Origin of the sequence: Liquorilactobacillus nagelii DSM 13675 (assembly GCF_019444005.1) — a bacterium.
Classification (GTDB): Bacteria; Bacillota; Bacilli; order Lactobacillales; family Lactobacillaceae; genus Liquorilactobacillus; species Liquorilactobacillus nagelii.
On the sequence record NZ_CP049304.1, the window covers coordinates 949,505 to 969,880 of the forward strand.

At 34.9% G+C, this 20,376-nt stretch carries 21 protein-coding genes; 6 read left to right on the forward strand and 15 right to left on the reverse strand.

Translation table 11 applies throughout. The features are described from left to right. Positions 1-247: 247 nt before the first annotated feature. A complete protein-coding gene (locus G6O73_RS04970) occupies positions 248-3,928 on the reverse strand; it encodes a DEAD/DEAH box helicase (protein WP_057886192.1) in 3,681 nt (1,226 codons plus the stop codon). Between the two features lie 473 nt (positions 3,929-4,401). Beyond that, entirely contained in the window at positions 4,402-5,325 is a 924-nt protein-coding gene (locus G6O73_RS04975) for a LysR family transcriptional regulator (RefSeq protein ID WP_057886193.1), read from the reverse strand. Between the two features lie 129 nt (positions 5,326-5,454). On the opposite strand from G6O73_RS04975, the gene G6O73_RS04980 reads away from it, so the two are divergent. The 4 genes from G6O73_RS04980 (at position 5,455) to G6O73_RS04995 (ending at position 7,843) form a co-directional block, all read left to right on the forward strand. Beyond that, positions 5,455-6,426, forward strand: a complete 972-nt coding sequence (locus G6O73_RS04980; RefSeq protein ID WP_235805084.1) for an NmrA family NAD(P)-binding protein — start codon at positions 5,455-5,457, stop codon at positions 6,424-6,426. A 118-nt stretch (positions 6,427-6,544) separates the two neighbouring features. After that, on the forward strand, positions 6,545-6,739 hold the full coding sequence (locus G6O73_RS13050) for a hypothetical protein (RefSeq protein WP_419504876.1): 195 nt from the start codon (positions 6,545-6,547) through the stop codon (positions 6,737-6,739). 67 nt (positions 6,740-6,806) lie between these two features. Continuing rightward, positions 6,807-6,962 (forward strand): hypothetical protein, encoded by a 156-nt coding sequence (locus G6O73_RS12965; RefSeq protein WP_336512542.1) that lies wholly within the window; start codon positions 6,807-6,809, stop codon positions 6,960-6,962. After that, positions 6,935-7,843, forward strand: a complete 909-nt coding sequence (locus tag G6O73_RS04995) for an MFS transporter (protein ID WP_202813155.1) — start codon at positions 6,935-6,937, stop codon at positions 7,841-7,843. Before G6O73_RS12965 ends, G6O73_RS04995 begins: the two co-directional genes overlap by 28 nt. A gap of 297 nt (positions 7,844-8,140) precedes the next feature. Here G6O73_RS04995 and G6O73_RS05000 read toward each other — a convergent pair whose 3' ends face one another. The 12 genes from G6O73_RS05000 to G6O73_RS05055 form a co-directional block, all read right to left on the reverse strand. Then, entirely contained in the window at positions 8,141-8,569 is a 429-nt protein-coding gene (locus tag G6O73_RS05000; protein WP_057886197.1) for a PTS sugar transporter subunit IIA, read from the reverse strand. 1 nt (position 8,570) lies between these two features. Beyond that, positions 8,571-9,386 carry a PTS galactosamine transporter subunit IID gene (gene agaD / locus G6O73_RS05005; protein ID WP_057886198.1) on the reverse strand — a complete coding sequence of 272 codons (816 nt, stop codon included), beginning with the start codon at positions 9,384-9,386 and terminating at the stop codon, positions 8,571-8,573. Next, positions 9,376-10,185 carry a PTS galactosamine transporter subunit IIC gene (gene agaC, locus G6O73_RS05010; protein WP_057886199.1) on the reverse strand — a complete coding sequence of 270 codons (810 nt, stop codon included), beginning with the start codon at positions 10,183-10,185 and terminating at the stop codon, positions 9,376-9,378. The genes agaD and agaC overlap by 11 nt, the downstream gene beginning before the upstream one ends. 1 nt (position 10,186) lies before the next feature. Continuing rightward, the gene (gene agaB / locus G6O73_RS05015) at positions 10,187-10,669 is read right to left on the reverse strand and encodes a PTS galactosamine transporter subunit IIB (RefSeq protein ID WP_057886200.1); all 483 of its coding nucleotides are present in this window, start codon (positions 10,667-10,669) and stop codon (positions 10,187-10,189) included. A gap of 19 nt (positions 10,670-10,688) precedes the next feature. Further along, positions 10,689-11,408, reverse strand: a complete 720-nt coding sequence (locus G6O73_RS05020) for a GntR family transcriptional regulator (RefSeq protein WP_057886201.1) — start codon at positions 11,406-11,408, stop codon at positions 10,689-10,691. 462 nt (positions 11,409-11,870) lie between these two features. Next, the gene (locus G6O73_RS05025; RefSeq protein ID WP_057886202.1) at positions 11,871-12,275 is read right to left on the reverse strand and encodes a DUF3021 domain-containing protein; all 405 of its coding nucleotides are present in this window, start codon (positions 12,273-12,275) and stop codon (positions 11,871-11,873) included. Between the two features lie 13 nt (positions 12,276-12,288). Further along, positions 12,289-12,741, reverse strand: a complete 453-nt coding sequence (locus G6O73_RS05030; protein WP_057886203.1) for a LytTR family DNA-binding domain-containing protein — start codon at positions 12,739-12,741, stop codon at positions 12,289-12,291. Between the two features lie 5 nt (positions 12,742-12,746). Further along, positions 12,747-13,607: an ABC transporter permease gene (locus G6O73_RS05035; RefSeq protein WP_057886204.1), complete on the reverse strand. Its 861-nt coding sequence runs from the start codon at positions 13,605-13,607 to the stop codon at positions 12,747-12,749. A gap of 1 nt (position 13,608) precedes the next feature. After that, entirely contained in the window at positions 13,609-14,475 is an 867-nt protein-coding gene (locus tag G6O73_RS05040) for an ABC transporter ATP-binding protein (protein ID WP_057886205.1), read from the reverse strand. 389 nt (positions 14,476-14,864) lie between these two features. Continuing rightward, positions 14,865-16,154: a pectate lyase family protein gene (locus tag G6O73_RS05045; protein WP_235805085.1), complete on the reverse strand. Its 1,290-nt coding sequence runs from the start codon at positions 16,152-16,154 to the stop codon at positions 14,865-14,867. Positions 16,155-16,688: 534 nt separating this feature from the next. Then, on the reverse strand, positions 16,689-17,453 hold the full coding sequence (locus G6O73_RS05050) for a serine hydrolase (protein WP_057886206.1): 765 nt from the start codon (positions 17,451-17,453) through the stop codon (positions 16,689-16,691). Then, a complete protein-coding gene (locus G6O73_RS05055; protein ID WP_057886242.1) occupies positions 17,444-18,550 on the reverse strand; it encodes a dipeptide epimerase in 1,107 nt (368 codons plus the stop codon). The genes G6O73_RS05050 and G6O73_RS05055 overlap by 10 nt, the downstream gene beginning before the upstream one ends. A gap of 103 nt (positions 18,551-18,653) precedes the next feature. Between G6O73_RS05055 and G6O73_RS05060 the strand changes: the two genes are divergently transcribed. Beyond that, the gene (locus tag G6O73_RS05060; RefSeq protein ID WP_187327509.1) at positions 18,654-18,932 is read left to right on the forward strand and encodes a hypothetical protein; all 279 of its coding nucleotides are present in this window, start codon (positions 18,654-18,656) and stop codon (positions 18,930-18,932) included. A 532-nt stretch (positions 18,933-19,464) separates the two neighbouring features. After that, the gene (locus G6O73_RS05065) at positions 19,465-19,569 is read left to right on the forward strand and encodes a putative holin-like toxin (protein WP_057886207.1); all 105 of its coding nucleotides are present in this window, start codon (positions 19,465-19,467) and stop codon (positions 19,567-19,569) included. A gap of 218 nt (positions 19,570-19,787) precedes the next feature. On the opposite strand, the gene G6O73_RS05070 is transcribed toward G6O73_RS05065, so the two are convergent. Further along, a complete protein-coding gene (locus G6O73_RS05070) occupies positions 19,788-20,357 on the reverse strand; it encodes a UPF0236 family transposase-like protein (protein ID WP_148126600.1) in 570 nt (189 codons plus the stop codon). Positions 20,358-20,376: the final 19 nt, after the last annotated feature.

The window sequence follows — 20,376 nt, forward strand, 5'->3', positions numbered from 1 at the left end:
TAATTATATCCTAAATTGCGTAAGTGCCATCAACAACTCCCTTCATTTTTCGTATATGAATTTTTTATTTGTACACTCAAATTTTAAACTATTAACAAAAAAACTGTTCAATTTTAACTTATGAACAGTTTTTTGTGGTTGTTTGATTACTTGATAATTACTGGCTTTTGCTATCTTTAATTACAAATATCCTTTCAAGTAATCAATCACCAATCTAGAAATTTAAGAATCTAAATAACAAAACTTGTTACTCCAAAATCTGCAACAAATCTTCCTTAGTTAATTTACCACTGGTAACTTTTTCATTATTCAATAAATTATCTGCTAATTTTTGTTTTGCTTGTTGCAATTGGAGTACTTTTTCCTCAATACTATCCTTACTAATTAAAGAATAAACATTAACTTTATTTTGCTGACCAATTCGATGTGCCCGATCAGTTGCCTGACTTTGAGCAGCACTATTCCACCACGGGTCAAAATGAATCACAACATCCGCTCCGGTCAAGTTCAACCCGGTCCCCCCAGCTTTTAACGAAATCAAAAAGACTGGAACTTGATCCTGATTAAACTTCTCGGCTAAGACAATCCGTTGTTTTTTTGCGGTACTGCCAAAAATTTCATAAAACTCAAATCCAGCTGTCTGCAAATCTTTTGCCAACATTTTCAACAGTGAAACAAATTGTGAAAAAATTAAAATCTTATGACCATCACTGACAGCCTGCTGAACTAAATCTAAACACGCTTGGCGTTTGGCTGATATTTGTTGGTAGTTCGTGAAAACTAATGCCGGATCACAACAAATTTCCCGCAATTTAGTCAAACCTGCAAGAATTTCAATCTTACTTTGGTTAAATTCTTGTTCACTTTGCTGTTCAACTTGCTTTTTCAGCGAGCTAGTTTGAGCTTGATACAAAGTTCGTTGCTTCTTCTCCATTTCAACTAGATAAACCTGCTCCGTTTTTTCCGGTAAATCCTTAAGCACCTGTTGCTTTAACCGCCGCAAAATAAATGGTGAAACTAGCTGATTTAGCCTTTGCTGAACTGATTGTTGTTGGTCTTTAATAATTGGATTTTCATAGTTGCTGCGAAAATCATGATAAGTTCCTAAAAATCCTGGCATTAAGAAATCAAAGATACTCCATAGCTCACTTAACCCATTTTCAATCGGTGTACCAGTCAAAGCAAACCGAACCTGACTTTGGAGCTGTTTAACCGCTTTAGCTGCTGCAGTCCGTGGATTTTTGATATACTGGGCTTCATCAATGATTTCAAAAGCAAAATTCAAACCTTGATACACTTCTAAATCACGCTTCAACAAATCATAAGAAGTAATTATAATATCTGGCTTAGTTGCTGTTACAGCTTGCAGTTGCTGTTGACGCTGTTTTTGGGTACCTGCAATCAAAACAACTTTTAATTGTGGGGCAAATTTATTGAATTCTGCCTGCCAGTTATAAATCAAGGAGGCCGGCGTAACAATCAGTGAACTCGGTTGCTTAATGAAACCTTCCGTGCGATTTGCTAATAATAGCGCAATGATCTGTAAAGTTTTACCTAAACCCATCTCATCTGCTAAAATTCCGCTAAAATGACTTGCTGTCAACAGACGTAACCATTGATAGCCGGCTTTTTGGTAGTTTCTTAATGTTGCTTGTAAATCAGTCGGCAAATCAAACTTTTGTTGCTCAACTTTTTCAAACTGTTTGACTAATTGTTCAAATTGCTCGTCTACTTTTAAATCCAAGTTAACTTGATTACTCTTTAAATACTGATCCAAGAAGAATGCTCGATTGGCTCCTAGTTGCTGGTCACTTATAAATAGTTCCTTAGCCGGCAACTGCAAATTATGTTGTAATTGATCGATTTCTGCCAGATTACCTTGGTTCAAATTCACTAAATTACCATTCGGCAGGCGATAAAATTTCTTTTTAAGCTGATATTGTTGAAAAAGTTGTTGTAGTTCGGCAGCTGAAAAGTCTTGACTGTTGAATTGCAAATCCAGCAAATTTCCTTGTAATTTGACACCAACCGAAACTTTTGGCGCAGATACGATAGAAACTTTCTTGAGGGCAGCTGAAACTTTAACTATCCCATGTGTCTGCAACCTAGGAATTATTTTCGTTAACAGTTGAAACAAGCGTTCATCTGAAAGTTCTACTTGGTAAACTGACTTTTCTTGATCAACTTGGTCAAAAAAGCCCAATAAATCTATTTCAATTCTCTTTTCACGGCCATTTTGACCAAATTGCAAAGCCAGCTGATCCAGCAAATTTTTTGTATGGCCATTTTTATTAACCATGACTTGACAAGTTAGATATTGTTTTGTCTGGTCAAGCAAAAAGGTAAAAGTTTCTTCAGTAGGTAATTCGGCAGCCGTTAGCTTGGGCTGATTTACCGTTATATTAGGATCTTTTTCCCAATCAGGAAGTTGCTGGTAGTAAAACTCGGCTAAGTTCTGTTTACCAATTATGGCATCAAGCTTACTTTTTGATTCATTATTATTTAAAAGTGCTCTAATCGGGCTTTCCTGCGGTAAATTCGTTCGGTAAAAAAAGTCAGTTGTTGTATAATAAGCTGTTTTTTTGCCAAAATATAATTCGGGTAATTCCGACTCAACTTTTAAGCCCTGAAAATTTTTGTTATTATCATAATACTTCTTCAAATTAATTATTAAATCTAATTGACCATCGCTCAACTCTAAGTCAATTGTCTCTTTGGTATATTCATCAATAAAATTTATTCTCTGACCAATATATTTTTCAAAAAACTCATCAAGTGCTGCCGGTCCCAACAATAAGGCACTCGAACCATATCCTGGTAACCCAAATGATGAGTTGGTAAACTGATTTTCAAAATAGGCTTGCTGAAATCCGGTTTGTAAATCAATCAAGGGAGCCAAATTGTGCTGCAAAAATTCGTAAATTGGCAACGAATCTGGTGTTAGATTAGCAGTCTGCAACGAAAGGCGTTGTTTTTTTCCTAAGCGAATTGTTGCTTGGCGATCGAAGTCTTGTAACAATTGTATTAAATTTCTGACTTGGAAAAAGCGTTTTCCAGTTTCACTGATCTTCAGCCGCAATGCCAATATGCCATCATCGAATAAAACTATTTCAGGACACAAAGAAATTGATTGCTGTTGATTTGCAACAGTCAGTTCATTTTGACTTTGCTTAGCTTTCGCCTCTTCCCAATTATTCAGCAGCGATAATCCTGAATAATCAGTAAAGTCGCCTGGATTATTTTTAATTATTTCATCAACTAGTTTCAGTAATAAAATAGTTGTATGTCCACAAAATTCACCTGATCGAAAACAAATCTGACAGCCAACACTGACTATCCGATCACGTTTTAGGGATAAATAAGCCTGTTTGTCAGCCAGAGTAGCACCTCTAACGTCAATAACTTGTTCATATACTGGTGGATATTGGCTATACTCAGAATTTCGATCATAACGTAATGCTAAATATTTTGGAACAAAACCATTTTCTTTTGCAATATCGAGTCCCTTTTGAAAAATTTCATCATTAATATCAACCTTAGCTAAGATTTTTCTTAAATCAAAATAATAATCATCCGTAATTTTTTGATCGACTTGATATTTTAATTTTGTCAGAAATTTATAGGTTGGTGTCGGGGCAGCATTTTGTTGCTGGGTTAATAACTTACCAACCGTCAGAGCATTAAAAACAGCTGCCAAATGCTTACAAGGAGTACCCTGCTTTGCATATGGACAGGAACAGATTAAATTAACAAATTCACCACGATTATCTAAACCAATATGAACATGATAAGGATGGCGACCTTCAACCGTAGCTGTCCAAGCCTGTTGCTGCTTGTTATAATGCACATTTTTTACTCTTCCTTGTTTAAAATACGTTTTACCGCGCGTTAAAATACGGTCTGCAAAAAGGCTTTGCCAATTTTTCATAATTAATTCTCCTGTTAAACTAATTGTCGCTATTATCTTATTTATTAACTAACTCTACTCAATTCTTGACTGATATACAAGACGATACATTATCTTTTTTTACTGTATTTTTTGAAATTTAGAAATTCAAGAATTTCAAGTCACCTCGTCACAACCTGTAAGTGCTATGTATCATACTGCATTTTTTTGTGAAATTATATCTTTATGAAAATATTCAAAAACTTAATTTTATATAGGAAGCTCCCCCATACAAAGTCTCACACAAAATTAATAGTAATGGACAAAGTTGAACTGAAAATCCCTCCTCTTTTGCCGCAAAAGTTGTTTTAGATATTTGTGGGTTCAACTTCAATGGATTATATTAATTAATACGATCCATGACCTGCAAATTTTGCTAAAACAAAAGTATGTACCCGACCAAGTATCGAAAATATACTTTAGTCGCATAACATAACTTTCAGTAATTCATTTCTCTACATCATTAATTTGAATTGCCTTTCCTTAATGTATTCACCATAAACTTCTTTACTGACTTTTTCAAAATAACTGATTGATTCATTCTCACTAGAATTAGCTGTATTTTTTAGTAATCCAAAAGAAACGTATTTTGGGCTTTTATAGGGAATTATAGCAACCTCGGGATCATTGCCAGCAATAAAATCCGGCATAATTGCAACACCCAAATTGCTTTTTGTCATAATTAATCCACTAATTTGATTATCTGAAAAAATTATTGGTATTTGCGGATTTTCTTTCATTAATATCCTTTCAAAAAGGTTCATTTCAGGTGGCGCTGTAATAGGGTTTAATAGTATTAATGTTTGCTTTTTTAATTGACTAGCAGATATTTCTGAAAGAGTTTTAAGTTTTGATTTTAAAGAAACTGTACAAACAAATTTACCACGATAGAGTTCAATAAAATTATCTTTTCTTTTGGTAGTAGTAAAGTCTCGAATCGTAAATAAGACATCAACTTGATTGCTTTCAAATAAATTGTTTTTTTCACGAAAATTTGTCATTTTTAAGATTACATTGATTCGTGGATATTTCTGGTTAAACTTTTTTATAATCAATGGTAATAGTTCGTTGTTTAACAAGTTGTTTTCATATCCGATTGTAAAGTCTAGTGTTGATTCTTGGGCACTATGCCGCGTAATCATAATCATATTATTTAAATCCACCAAAATATTTTTAGAACTAGCATATAATTTTTCACCAGCTGCTGTAAGTTGAACATTTCTAGTATTCCGATTAAACAATAAACAACCAATTTCATTTTCTAACTTATTGATTTGAGCTGTAACTGCTGGTTGTGAAATGAATAACGTTTTGGCTGTTGTTGAAAAGTTAAGTGTCTCAGCTAAAACAACAAAGCATTCTAATTGATGAAACTCCATCAAATCAACTTCTTTCTTTTATTTATAACCTTTATTTATATATTATCACAATAAATGATTTCACTGTACTACTTTTCGCTGTTATGATAATGGCGAAAGATTGTTAATCTTTTAACATTATTTTGAAAGGTGGAATTACACATAAAATATATCGTTACTGGAGCAGATGGACAATTAGGTGGACGCGTAGCTGAGAATATGTTAAATTCTGTTTCTGGAGACCAATTAATTTTTACGGCACCTGACCCTTCACGAATCCCTACAGAAAAACAACAACGCTGGCTTGATGCTGGTGTTGAATTACGTAAAGCTGACTATAATGATAAAAATGGGATGATTGCTGCGTTTACTGGAGGCGATCGCATTTTCTTTGTATCAAGTATTATTAACGGACCTAAGCGAGTTGCACAACATAAAAATGTAATCGATGCCATTAAAGCAGCGGGTGTTTCCCATTTAACATATACTTCATTTGTTGGTGCCAATCGTCCTGGATATCATCAATACGTCCTAGAAGATCATCGACCAACAGAAAAATACATTAAATCTAGCGGTCTTAAATATAATATTATGCGTAATAATCTCTACATGGAAAATTACGTCACTGTTTCTGTTATTTTAGCTATGTTGAGTAATAATGTCTGGGGAACTAATGCAGGGGAAGGAAAAGCAACTTTCATCGCAAAAGATGACAGTGCTAGAGTAGCGGCTGCTCTTTTACTAGGAAAAGGAACAGATAACCAAGACTATGACATTACAAGTTTAACCCCTGTCAGTGAGCGTGATATTTGTGAAATGATTGCTCAAAAATCAGGAATCTCCTTTAAATATCAAGCAATGAATGATGCTGAATTTCATGATTACTTGACTAATCTTGGAATCCCAGAAACTACTGATGGTGATTATTCTCGTTCGCCTGTTCCATTTTGTACAAATGACATGGTTACAAATGAAAAAGGCATTGCGCAAAATCAAATGGCTGTTATCTCGCATGATGTTGAAAAGCTTACCGGCCATAAGCCTCTAGAAGTACAAGACCTATTAGAAAAATATAGTTATGTCTGGAAAGAAAAATTAACTAGCAGTCGCCAACTACATTAGCTTTTTAAGAAATGAGGTCTTCTCGTTGGTTAAAAAACGAAATTTCAAATTAACATTAGCGGTTTTACTTTTAGGCGGTTTTTTGTCCCTTTTTAACGAAACTATTTTGAATGTCGCATTGCCTAAATTGATGACTTCATTTCAAGTCAATGCTGCCACAGTTCAATGGTTGTCTACAGGTTACATTCTTGTGGTTGTTGTGATGGTTCCACTATCTGCTTTTTTAATTCGCAGATTTAGCACTACCCAACTTTTTTGCGGTGCATTAACCTTATTTGCTCTCGGAACTTTTTTTTGCAGCATTATCTCCTAATTTTGTTTGCTTGTTAAGTTCAAGAATGCTTCAAGCCACTGATACTGGGCTACTAGTTCCAATTATGATGAATACAGCTTTAAAAATTACCCCTAACGAAAAAAAGGGCTTTATTATGGGTGTTTGTACCTGCGTTATTTTGTTTGGTCCATCATTAGGCCCAATTATTTCAGGTGAACTGTTACAATTGGCTAGTTGGAATTTTGGCTTTTATTGCCTATAATTTTAATAACTATTTTAGGTGGTATATTGTGGACTACCTCCATTAAGAATATAGAAGCAAAGGCACCAATTGATGTTTTGTCCATTATTCTTTCTTCACTAGGATTAGTTACAATTGTTTATTTTCTAAGTATTATTAATAGTTCTGGGGTTCAATGGGAAAAATATTTGTTATTAGCCATTGGTATTATCTCTCTACTCTGGTTTTATCAACGACAATTAAAGTTAGATGTTCCTATGCTCAATGTAAAACTATTAAGTAACAAAGTGTTTTTACTGGGCACTATTATATTGATTATGTTGCAGATGATCCAATTTTCTATGAATATTTTACTACCAATGATTTTCGAGAATGGGCTACATTTAAGCCCTCTTGCTACAGCATTACGCATCTTTCCGGCAACCATTATATGCAGTCTATTAACTTTAGTTGCTGGAAAAGTATATGATAAATTTAGCGGCACCCTACTAATTCCCAGTGGATTAATAATTATGGTCATTGGTTTAGCTGTTATGAGCCGTGTGACATCATTAACATCTGCGTTAATTATTACTTTAATTGATATTTTGATATATTTTGGAATTTCACTTTCTTTCGCGCCAAATCAATCGAATATGCTGGTAACTTTAACCGCAGAAGAGCAAACAGATGCCATCGCGATTAGTAATACCTTTATTCAATTAGGATCTGCGTTAGGTACACCCTTATTTGTTGGCATACTATCTGGCCAAGAGCAAAAATTAATCGCAACTGGTGTTAGCAAAATCACTTCGCTTTATAGCGGTTTTCAATTATCGGTTGAATTAGCAACTATTATTTTAATAATTGGTGTTTTCATCGCTCTTTATAATGAAAATCTATTAAAAAAAATCTCCCCATGAATAACCAGCAACACAGTTTAAATATTTCAAAATTGTTAATTGAAAATATTGAGTTTGCTTCAAACATTATGATACATTTTTCGCAGATTTTTAACTTAATAATTTTTCTTTTATTTACACTTTGCATCAAAAAGAGCATTAGTTATACTTTCTGAATTGTTTTGAAGGTTTCCTTCTTTAATTGTCAAAATAACGGTCAACCTACCGAGATATGCCTTTGGTAGTTTGACCGTTTGCTTGTTATCTAATTTAACGACTATCACAATTTCATAAGAAACAACATTTCATATATTCAATTCAAATTCCATCTGAAAAATCATCATCTGGCTGCAAAGTAATGTCTTGCTTAACAAAAGAACGCGTACCAGCTTTGCTTAATTCAATTAATTGGGCCGCCATATCAGCAGCTGAACCTGGATAAGTTTTCAACTGGATCCCCACTTCAATTAAAGCTCCAATATTACAACCAGCAACTACCGCTGCATTACTATTACCATCACTGACAACAACAGACCGTTTAAAAGGTGTTCCACCAAAAAGATCACAGAAGAACACCGTTTTGCCACCATCTGCTAGTATAGCTTTAAATTTACTGTCGAGGTCACTTTCAGTTGTTCCAGCAGTAAAATTAACGTATTTAATCTCCTCAATTGGGCCTAACAGCAATTCAACAGTCGATTTAATTCCAGCAGCAAATTCGCCATGACCAGTTACAACTATTTTCATTTTACAAGACCCCTAACCAAGATAAGAAAATTGCTAACACGAAAGTCATTACAATTAATAAAATTGGACTTGTATTCTTCTTTTTAAGCAGCCAGTATAATAAAAATGTATAACCGAGCGGCAAAATATTTGGAAAAATTCGATCGAAGAATTGTGTTTGAATTGAGATTGAGTGGCCTGACGCAACGTGGATTTTCGTTTTAACTGAAATTTGTACATAAGTCGCAATCAAACCACCAATAACCGTACATCCTAAAATGCCAGCAGCTCGGGAAACAATTGCTGAATTTTCACGAATTTTTGTAATTGCTCGTGAACCAGTATTATAACCAATATGGGCAATCGGAATTCTTGCTAAGAACATAAATACATAAACAATAAAGAAGATCAGCGGTCCAAGAATGCTCCCACTTTTAGCAAATGAAGCCGTAATTCCGGCAACAATCGGCAAAATTGTAAACCATGTAATTGCATCACCAATACCAGCTAACGGGCCAAACAGTGCAATCCGCAGCCCATCAATCGTTGAGCGTTTCTCATTATTTTCTTCAAGCGAGGCTTCTAAACCCATTAAAAATGGTGCAGCATAATTATTAGTATTGATAAATTGCAAGTTGGCAGTCATTGCCTTAGCTAAACCAGCTTTGTCTTCCTGGTAAATTTTTTTCAAAGCTGGCAACATTGCCATTGTCCAACCATCAGCTTGCATTCTTTCATAGTTGAAAGCCGACTGGTTAAAAATTGAGCGGACAGCCATTTTGGTAATATCACGTTGGGTTAATTTTCCCCGCTGATTCTTAGTTTCTTTAGATTCCATCGCTGCCATCCCCTCCCATGCTATTTTCGTCGATTTTTTCTAGCATTTTTTTCTGATTAGCTTTTTCCTTTTTGTCACGATAGTAAACAATCATTGCCAATGAAAAGCCAATTACTGCCACTGGCATTAAATTACTGAATTTGATAAAGCAAGCTGCCGCAAATCCTAATAATAAATAAGGAACAAATTCTGTTTTAAGCATACTCTTGAGCAATAAACCAAAACCGACAGCTGGCAAAATATTTCCAGCAATTTCAAAACCATGGCTCAACCAAACTGGCATTGAATTTACTAAATCTTTCATTGGAGCTTGAGCACCATAAGCACAAAGAAAAGTTACTACTCCATACGTTAAACCAACAATCAACGTCGGTAGTATTGCTAAACGAGTAAATTTCTTGGTTTCAGCATTTTTGGCATAAACATCCAACTTTTTGGTAAACAGTGAGAAAGCTGAGTAATAAAATAAAATTATATATTGCATTAAAATACTAAATGGCAATGATAAACCAATTGAAGCTGCTGCCGACTTGCCGGTTGTAAAAGCTAAAACAACCGTCATCACACCTGCTAATACCGGATTAGGTGGCTGAGTTCCACCTACTGGCGTTAGACCAGCAAAAGCTAGTTCAGTCAAGCCACCGGCAATGATCCCCAGACGTAAATCTCCAAGTATCAATCCGGTAACAGTACAAACAATCATTGGCCGAAAGATATAAAATCCCTCTAACCAGAAATCAATTCCTGCCAGTACGGTAAAAACCGAAATTAAAATGCCTTCCATTAATGTAACTTGCACTTTAAATCACATCCCTTATTGATTGCTTTTTATCTTCTGGAACCTCCTGAACATAAACATCTACACCTTTATCAGCCAAGAAAAGCAAATCATCCTTGTCTGCTTGATCCATATAGGTATACTTGGTGACTTGTGTTTTACCTTCTGAATAATGCATATTGCCAATATTAACTTGATCAATTGGCACACCACCTTCAACTAAGCGGCGAACATCTTGCGGTGTTCTGACAACTAAAAAGATTTTTTGCCGCGGACTTGCTCGAAAAATATTTTTAATTGTCTTTTCAACCGTCCAAAATCTGATACCCACACCTGATGTCTCAGCTGTCGCAGCCATCAATTGCTGCTGCAATTCATCTTGTGCGGTGTCATCATTAACTACTAATAAGAGGTTTGCACCAATTGAAGAAGTCCACACAACACCGACTTGTCCATGAACTAAGCGATTATCGATTCTGGTTAAAATAATTTGTGGTGTATTCATATAAGTACCCTTCCTTAAACTAAATAATGTACATGATTAAATCGCCAACCGCGACAGCATGCCCGTAAAAAGTAATTTTATCAGTTCCTTCAATTTCCTCAAAGCCTCTAAGATAGACGTTGACTAAAGGATCGCCGCGACTCAAATCAAATAGCTTTTGCGATTTCTTATCAATTACTCCTGAAACTGTCTTAGTTGTAAAACGAGCATTAAATCCAAATTTCTTTTTCAAAAAAACAAATAAATCATTATTTAAAATTTCCGATAAATAAATCACTTGGAAACGACTAAATAATAAATAACTTTCAAAATAAAAACACGGCTTTTGATCGGCGTAGTACATAATTCCAATATTATAAACATATGTGTCCTGATTAAGATTCATGATTCCGCGAACCTTTTTCAAAGAACCGTCAACAACTAAATCAAAATGAACTATCCTAAATCTAAAATCAAGACCGATATCTTCAATGATTTTTCGGACGTTTAGGTATTTTAAACCTATTCCTTCCTCATCATCATTTTCTCTGACAAACGATCCTTGACCTTGTTTCTTAAAAATGTATTTCTTTTTTTCAAGTTCGGCTAATGCTCGCCGAACGGTAATTCGACTAACATGATAAGAATCACCCAATTGACTTTCCGAAGGTAACTTGTTACCTTCAGGAATTATTCCTGATTCAATTCGATAAATTAAATCATCTAACATTTTTTGATATAGTGGCTGCACGCGCGCCATTAGGATCACCCTAACTTGTTATATTTTTATAACAACCACACTTGTATTTAATCACCATTCGGATTGATTGTCAACGCTTTCAGTAAGAGAATAATATTACTAAAATGTATCCACTTGCAAGTATAGTTATCAAACTAATTAAGTCGTAAAAACTCTGAAAACATTTATTTATACATAAATCATAGCTTATTAAGCCGCATAAAAAATGCGATTGATACCGTTATTCTATATTATTTGAGCTTTTATTTAAACAGTTCCGTTTAAAAACTATTCTTTAAAAACAGACGTTGCTTAATCGCAGCACAAATAAGTATTATCAAAAGCCAAAGCTCTACTTGTAAATGTTGTTAACCAGCTATTAAAAAAGCGATCTTTTCAATCAGATTTAATCTGACTTTTAAAGATCGCTTCAAATTCAATTTTCTAGCTTTATCAACATTTTTAAAAATGCGACGATCCCACTCATTTCTTCTGATGCCGTTCAGACAATTTTTGATTAACCCGTTTGACATCAGAAGCTATTTTCATCTTGACAATAAAAAAGATAATTAAATAAATTCCTATAAAGCTGATGCAAAAATTCAACCAATTTTGTAAACTCAACCAATGATTCAACCACATCATCACCAGAATCAAACTAAAGGTTCCAAGAAAATGGATTAGGAGTTCAATTAAATATGACCAATTATCTAGTTCAAAAACTAAAGTCAGCACCCCAATTAACCCACTAATTATTAAAACACTTAGCACATTAAATGTTGTTACACTCTGAAACCCATCAAAGGCAATAAATAATAAAAAAGTTGTTGCACCATATCCGACTCCGTTTGCAAAACAATTGATTACATTTCTGAAATTTTTTGACATAACAATTCACCCTTTAAAGTCCTAAATGTTCTTCCAGATCGCTTAAATACTTGCGGCTAACACTAGTTCGCAAACTCTTTTCCATTTTAGCAGTCATCGAACCAGCAAAGCTATCTTCAAGTGACAGCAAATAATCAAGGTTAATTACTGCATGTTTTGACACTTGAACAAAGATATCTTTAGGCAGTTTCTGGATAAACTTATACAATCGTTCTTGTATCAGATACTTAGCGGTCAATGTTTCGATTGACAACGTATTTTTTTGCACATCAACTAAAATGATATCGTCCACCTTAACAATTATGATACTGTCATTGGTTTTAATTGGTAGAATTCGATGTGGCTGCTGATCAAACTGATTAATATAAGCCATTAAACTCTTGACATCATTAGTTAAACGATTTGCTTTAACAATTACTTCAATTTCTTCACCAGTTGTAATGTTTTTTTCAAATCGTACTTCCATTTATTTCACTCCGTACTAACAGATTTATTTTGATCATATTTGTTGCTAAGCAAGATAATTATTAATAAAATTACGGTTACACCAGCAACTATTGCTAAATTTTGCAATTTTGTGGTTAAATTGCCGTTTAAATTAATTCCAATTCCCAGTGTTTTTCGCAAATTATGCAGAATATTTGGTTGAACATTTTTCAGTATATCATGCATCAACAGTTGACGATAGATTGCTGCTACATAAGCCCCTGGGGTTAACTTGACTAAATTTTGCGCAAAAGTTGGTAAGACACCAATTGGAATATAAATTCCTACTAAAAATCCTGAAGCCGCCCCAACGATTGAAGAAAACTTGCCAACAGTATCAATATTTTTTATCCGGTAAATTAGAATGAAATTCAGTAAACTAGCTGAAAATGACGCAAGAATTGTAACTATCAACACTTGAAAAGTGACATATCCAGGAATCTTGATGCCATCAAACCAAGAAAAATAACTAACCATTATTAAATAAAGTGCTATTTGCAATAGAGTTCCAATAATTGTCGCTGACAAAACATAACTGAGTCGAATTTTCAAGCGACTTAACCCAGTTAAAATTAAATCATCAAAAACCCGATATTCAAGATCTGACACCATTCTGGATAAAGCACTTAAAGTCGTAGTAATGCTGGCCACGGCCAACGTCCCACCAATTATCCAAAGATCAAGTACTCTGGCTGGGTGCTGCAATTGTTTCCACGAATCTAACATATTAGACTTCAAAAAGATAATAAATAACCCAAAAGAAATCAAGGCTCCTAACAAAGAAAAAAATACTCCAGCTCGATTACGGAAAAATAATTTTAAATTTCGTCTTATTAATGGCAGCATTTTATTGCAACTCCTTTCCAGTTAAATTCATAAATGCATCGTCAAGTGTGCCATGATGATACTCAAAATGCTCAATTACTGCTCGATTCTGTGCTAGAAAATCAATCGCAGCTGAAATTGGAAGATCGATTATACGATACTGATCTTGACCAACTTTTTCACAATTAGCTGGAAAGGCAAACTTGTGCGATATCCTAATCTCAAGATAATTCTCAGTATTTGCTGCAATTATTTCTGCTGCAGAACCACACGCAATGACTGCCCCTTGATTAACGATATAAACCAGATTAGCATCATGAGCTTCTTCTAAGTAATGTGTTGTTAAAAAAATAGTCAAATTATTTTTTTGACGCAGATCATTTAACAGCTGCCAAATGACCGTCCGAGTTTGAATATCTAATCCAGTAGTTGGCTCATCTAAAAATAAAAAGTCGGGGTCATTCAACAAGGCACGCGCAATATCAACACGTCGTCTTTGACCACCGGATAAACTACCATATTTTTGCTCAAGGAAGTTGCTCAATCCCAAAACCTCTGTTACCTTTCCAATATTAGCAACCGACTGTTTCCCCTGCATCATTGCCCGAAAATACAAATTTTCTTTGACGGTCAATTCATTATCGAGAATACTATTTTGAAAAACTACTCCAATTTTGGGTTGGCATGGTTGATTATGCTCATCAAGAAAATTGATTTGACCAGCAGTTGGTTTCAACAAACCAATCAGCATCGAAATTGTTGTCGACTTGCCAGCACCATTATGCCCTAGAAAGGCAACTAATGATTGAGCCGGTATTTCAAGATTCAGATTTTTAACTACCATTTTTTGACCATATCTTTTTGTTAAGTCCGTTGTTGTTAGCTTCATCTGCTCACTCTCCTCTTAATTGCTTAATCGTAGCTTAGCAAATATCTGTGAACAATGGTTGTTAATGACGACAAGTGGCTAAATTCAGCTGATAAGATGGCTGATGCCTTAGATGAACTTATTCAGTATGCTTAATGTCCCAAAATAAACAAACTAATCCTTGAAAATTCTCATTAAAAAAATATCAAAATGACTAACTATAAGCTCGTAATTAGTTATTTTTATAATTAACTGAATAAAAGCCACAATATATAAAAATATGATTCTCAAAATGGTGTTTTAAGCCATCTCCAAGAATCATATCCATGAAAAAAATATTTTTATAATTAAAAATATTAACTAAATATTCAATCGTTTTGTCAATAATTAAAAATAAAATTAGTTAGACTTCATTTCAAAACATCTGACCCAGCATTTGATAAAACCTTTTTTTCGACCTCAGATGATGAATCTAAATTATAAAAGTAACTTGGTTTCCAAGATATGTTACTTTCCTTGTTTATAGCTGCAATTTTGACAGAGTTCCCATTAAGAATCGTCCCTCTGTCTGAAAATTGATTTCCGCCAAGTTTGCTTAAAACTGAATTGGCACTGACCTTAGCTATATTTAAAACATTATTTTCGGCTAAAATTTGTGAATTTTTGCCAACTCCCCAGGCATATTGAAACTTATAGGAACTTGAACCATTATTTTCATATAAATTATTAAGAACATGAACTTCGCCAAAGCGGACTCGAGGTGTTCGTTGAACAGTGTTTTCAAAAAAATTATGTGTTAGAGTTACATGTAATTTACCAGTATCTGATGTTTTTGAATCACTACTTCCGATCAACATAGTTTTGTCATGATTTTCAAACACATTATAAGAAATGGTAATTTTGTCTGCCCCATCCGAAATATCCGTCATTCCATCATGGTGTTGGTACTCTCTTCCGAAATATGTTCCATCTTGACTATCCAAGTGAGACCCATCATTAAAAGTATTATGATCAATCCAAACATTTTGCGCCCCTTTAACCGTAATCGAATCATATTGAGAGTTCCAATTTCCAGAACTTCCATCGAGAGGATCCCATTGTGGGAAAAAGTCATATGGCGATTCGAAATAGATGTTGCGAATAATTACATTATTTTGTTTAACCACTAAATTACCCCCAACAATAATCGCTCCAGTTTCACCGATTAAAGTTGTATTTGCTGGAATATTAATTTCAATTTGAGCTGCTTGTTTTTTTTGTGCTTGTAATCTGGCATTTTCTTGTATTCCAGAGGGTTCTTTTTTACCATAAGTTTTTGGATTGTATGTGGTTAAATATGAATTGAAATTATAATTGGTTCCTTTAGCATAATCATTAGCAGTATAATCTTGACCCGAGCTATTTTCATTCATATCAATTTTGCCTTTTAAATAAATTATTTTAGAAACTACATTATTTTTGCTTCCAAGGGCATTTATTAACTGCTGACGATTTGAAACAACAAAAGTTTCACTACTCTTAGCTACGCTTCCTCCAGTTGTAGCTGATCCAAAACCAACCGTTGCCGAACCAGTTTGCTTTCCTAATGTAGTTATATCTGATGAAACGTTTTTTGGAGCAAAAACAATTACCATACATACTACACTCAAGATTATTCCGCAACCAATCATTAAAGATCGTCCTTTTTTTAATCTCTCCATTTTTTCTCCTCCAAGTTTATAGGCTTAAAATCGCTTACATTTTACCATTAAAGGTTTTCGATTTTGTAACAAGTATATTATTTTTTGTTTATTTATCTAGTAAAATAGACTTTATATATAAACAAAGCATTTTTACAAATGCTCTATTCTACCTTTCTGATTACATTTTTATCAATCTTTATTATCACAAAAAATTAGCCTATATTTTATGATGTTATCAAGTTGTGATTACTTTTTATACCAATTATCAATTTTTTAGACGTCTTCCCTCAGTATAAAAAAATAGACTTTCTAGTTAAAGAGAGTCTATGAATGAAGCGAATTGACTAAGTCTACAATAAGTAACACTTACCTTTTCTACTACTAGTCTAGCTATTCAACTATTCATCATTATTTGATATTTAAGGATAGCAAAATGTAAGTGTTAAACTAGGTTAACTCCGAGTGTTTTTATTGGTGTAGTACTAGCTATTTGTGGTTTAATCAGTAGATATCAAATTTTCTATCGAATTCTAATATCAAATTATTTGCAAATTAACTTTCAGTTAGCCATTCCATAACCACCCGGCCAATCTCTTGTTGCAACTTTATCGCCGACATTCGTTCAGTACTGGCCGCAAAATGTGTCAATACTCCGCAGTCAATTGCTCGTTCACCAAGACAAAAGTGGACAATGTCATGTTCCTCATGCGCTAATTCACCTGTCTTACTGTAAGCTTTTCCTAAAAAGGCACTTGAATCCTCCCAAGCGCGCAATTTGCCTCGATTATCTTGAAATCTTAACGCCGACAAAATAACAGTTGAGGCTGCCGTTGATTGTTGCAGTAAATTCTGCCAGAGCTGCATTATGCTTTGCAACGTTAACGTGTTTTCTCCCTTTAGTGGTAATGACATCATCGGCCGTTGGAGAGTGATTTCTGGGTAATTTTGTTGCAACCACTGATCAACCTTTTCAATACCTAAATAATCAAGTAACACATTTGTGGCAGTATTGTCAGAAACAGATAACATTAAGTCCAATAAATCCATCAACTGCCACTTTCTTTGTTTTAAATGGTAAATAACCCCTGACCCGGCAACTACCTGCTCCTCCCTAATTGTCAAAGTTCGCTGCAAATCCTCGGTTGATAAATTTTTACTCAAATAAGCAGCAATTGCCAATTTAATTAAACTAGCAGAGCGAAATAACTCGGTAGTGTTCAAAGCATAAAGCGTCTGACCGCTATTTTCTTTAATTAAAATTGCTGCGTGACCCTGGTAGTTTGCCAATATGTGACTAATTGAATCCTTTAATTCCATGCTTCTTCACCTCGGACTTGATTGGTGTTAAATCCTAATCCAACACTACTTGAAGGCAACAATTGGTTTTTATGACTGCTAAAGCCTTGAGATATCCCAGCAGATTTGGTCATAAATACGGCGTCAAGATCAACAAAAACAACATTTTCTTGAGCAGCAGCAAAAGCAATCGCTGCTGCAATACTTTCTGGTGCTTCAATCATGCAGCCAATCATACATTGAATGCCAGCACCTTCAGCTAATTGATTAATCTTGACCGCTTGACTCAAACCGCCAGTTTTCATTAATTTGATATTTATCAAATCACAAGCATGCAACTCGATCAGTCGCAGAGCTTCAGCAAACGAATGGACGCTCTCATCGGCCATAATTGGAATGGCTGATTTAGCAACTAACTGCTGCATCCCCCACAAATCATTCGCCTTAACCGGTTGTTCAATAAAATCAATTTTCAAGTTTGCTTTTTCCCATGAGTTGATTGCCGCTAATGTTTGGCGAATATTCCATGCCTGATTAACATCGATTCGTAAAGAAACATTGTCAGGACAAACACCTGCTATTTGCTTGACTAATTGGATATCATCCGCTAATGATTGATCTCCTAGTTTTATTTTTAATGAAGTAAAGCCCTGTGCAACTAATTGCCGAGCTTCTTGAAGCATTTGAGGCGCTGGGGCGATACTTATCGTGTAGTCAGTCGCAATTGCGCGCGGTGCTGCTCCCAATAACTCAGTTAGGGATGTCTGAAAAAGCTGCGCACGCAAATCATAAAGAGCAATCTCAAAAGCCGCTTTAGCAGGTGTATTGTACTGAATTGAATGCTGCAGCAAATTCAATAATTTCTCCCAATCACTAATGTCTTGGCCTAATAATTGTGGTTTAATAACTTCATCCATAATAACAGCCAGGCTTTTTAAACTATCCCCCGTTACTTTCTCGTTCGGTGTTGCAGCACCATATCCAACTAAGCCGTTTTCCAAACCAATTCTAGCTCTAATTGCTGCTGCTTCAGTCACTCGATGCAAGGCTGTCACAAATGGACGCTTTAAAGGTTGATGAATTGATTCTAACTTAATCCACTTAATTTTTGTTTTCACTTTAATCACCTCGAAGTTAGTCAAAAGTAAGTTAATCGCCAATTTTTGTAATTTAAGACCATTTTGATGTTTGCTTCGAAGCTTTGTCAAGTTTGACTTAAAAATGGCAGCCATTATTACTATTAAAATAAAAAGCAACCTCGAAAAGCTAGCTTCTGAAATAAATGTATATGATGAGTTTGATTCAAAGTATATAACTTACGAAAAGTTAATATATAAGAAGATTAGATGTAACTTAATTCATGAAGCCGATTTGCCCAATTTAGTCTTTTCTAAGAAAACTGAGATTGGTAATTACAATGCAAATGCTAAACTTCCTATAACAATAATTGATATGTTAAATGACCTGGCACTGAATTACTACTTAACGAATGAAATGTAATTTTATAATATGACCAACTTCAAAAGAAACAAATAAGATGATAAAAAATTCAATGGCATTAAATAAACTATAAAGTGTGAGAATGGAAGCAAGGGTAGGCGTGGAGATCTTTTTGCGCATTTCAAAAAAATACTACCCGACCTTGCTGCAATGAAGCACAGAAACTACCGGCTTGCCGGAACAAGTAGCCCCACCACTTGTTCCGCCTGCCTAACGGCGAGTGCAGGGGGTGCGGGGGCTTCTCCCACACTTTTAAGGTTTGGGGGTTTGTCCCTTTTCAAAGGGGGCAAGAGTTTTAGATCCTGCTGTTTAAAAACTAATTTTGGTTTTTGTAGTCGTTTACGACTACTGAGTGGGAAACGGCGGCGGTGGTTGGAGTGAGTGAATTAAATAAATAAATATCCTGGTTAATCTTTTTCCTGTATAATGGATTAAGTAGAGAAGTTAAGGCGGTGGCTATTTCCAATCGGGGGTGGTGCTTATGGTGTTAAACCTCTAAAGCCCATAAATCCTAATGAAAGGAGTAGCCTAAGTGTCCGTATCGGGCGCTTTACAATTAATGCTGGCTTTCGGTACTTTTATCGTGACCTTAATCGCATTAATTGTTGAGCTGATCAAAAGTCAGCAAAAAAAATAACCGCCTTAGCTCTGGCAAGCTAGCGGTTATTAAATATCGTTAAAATCTGCCACCGTCTTAAGCGGCTCTACATGGGAAGTCCTATTCCAGCAGGGCTTCCTTTTTCTGTTTACATTGTAGCATGACTTTCAAAAGTTGGCTAACGTTTCATGCTTGGCGTATGTGTCAAGTTTCTCTCGGTAGCTCCAAAAATTGAATCTTTTCTCATCTTAACTATTCTAAAAGATCTTTGCTAGTCTTCCAATCGCCGAACTGCTTGGCGCATCTTGAACTATCCTACCTTGCAGAACTCCTATATGTGGTGCCTGGACTTTCTCAAAAAGCTTGAAACTTGATAATTTGTCCTTAACTTGATGGGTAAATCGTTTTGCCAATTCCTTAAATCTCATTGCTTCCACCAATCCTTCATTCTGTTGTGCATCAATAATTCGCAACATTGCTTTTAACCCGGCCTTACTCCATGATCTTCCTTGACGTTTTAAACGATAGGTGTATCGACGATGGTTACTTTCGCAACTTCCTAATCCATTGGGCTTCTTTACCCCTCGTAACTTTGCTGGCTTAATATATTGCCAATTCCGCTTTAGGTAATTCTCTAGTTTCCGTAATGCCATTCGCTTTTCTTGACCAGCTTGATCTTCTTTTGTTATTCTGCTTTCCGCAGTATCTAAAATCACTCTTACCTGATCCCAATTCCAAGAATAAACAGCTTTCTTCATCGGCTTTATTAACTCAAAATCAAAACTAAGTCTTTCCTGAAGCTTACGGTTCAAATGATATTGATCCAAAAAATGTTCTTGCTTAAGA

Excerpts from the sequence above, each read along its gene's own strand:
- G6O73_RS04970 (WP_057886192.1), bottom strand. The coding sequence starts at position 3,928 with ATGAAAAATTGGCAAAGCCTTTTTGCAGACCGTATTTTAACGCGCGGT.
- G6O73_RS04975 (WP_057886193.1), bottom strand. The coding sequence starts at position 5,325 with ATGGAGTTTCATCAATTAGAATGCTTTGTTGTTTTAGCTGAGACACTT.
- G6O73_RS12965 (WP_336512542.1), top strand. The coding sequence starts at position 6,807 with ATGAATACAGCTTTAAAAATTACCCCTAACGAAAAAAAGGGCTTTATT.
- G6O73_RS05000 (WP_057886197.1), bottom strand. The coding sequence starts at position 8,569 with ATGAAAATAGTTGTAACTGGTCATGGCGAATTTGCTGCTGGAATTAAA.
- agaD (WP_057886198.1), bottom strand. The coding sequence starts at position 9,386 with ATGGAATCTAAAGAAACTAAGAATCAGCGGGGAAAATTAACCCAACGT.
- agaB (WP_057886200.1), bottom strand. The coding sequence starts at position 10,669 with ATGAATACACCACAAATTATTTTAACCAGAATCGATAATCGCTTAGTT.
- G6O73_RS05020 (WP_057886201.1), bottom strand. The coding sequence starts at position 11,408 with ATGGCGCGCGTGCAGCCACTATATCAAAAAATGTTAGATGATTTAATT.
- G6O73_RS05025 (WP_057886202.1), bottom strand. The coding sequence starts at position 12,275 with ATGTCAAAAAATTTCAGAAATGTAATCAATTGTTTTGCAAACGGAGTC.
- G6O73_RS05030 (WP_057886203.1), bottom strand. The coding sequence starts at position 12,741 with ATGGAAGTACGATTTGAAAAAAACATTACAACTGGTGAAGAAATTGAA.
- G6O73_RS05035 (WP_057886204.1), bottom strand. The coding sequence starts at position 13,607 with ATGCTGCCATTAATAAGACGAAATTTAAAATTATTTTTCCGTAATCGA.
- G6O73_RS05040 (WP_057886205.1), bottom strand. The coding sequence starts at position 14,475 with ATGAAGCTAACAACAACGGACTTAACAAAAAGATATGGTCAAAAAATG.
- G6O73_RS05045 (WP_235805085.1), bottom strand. The coding sequence starts at position 16,154 with ATGGAGAGATTAAAAAAAGGACGATCTTTAATGATTGGTTGCGGAATA.
- G6O73_RS05050 (WP_057886206.1), bottom strand. The coding sequence starts at position 17,453 with ATGGAATTAAAGGATTCAATTAGTCACATATTGGCAAACTACCAGGGT.
- G6O73_RS05060 (WP_187327509.1), top strand. The coding sequence starts at position 18,654 with ATGGCAGCCATTATTACTATTAAAATAAAAAGCAACCTCGAAAAGCTA.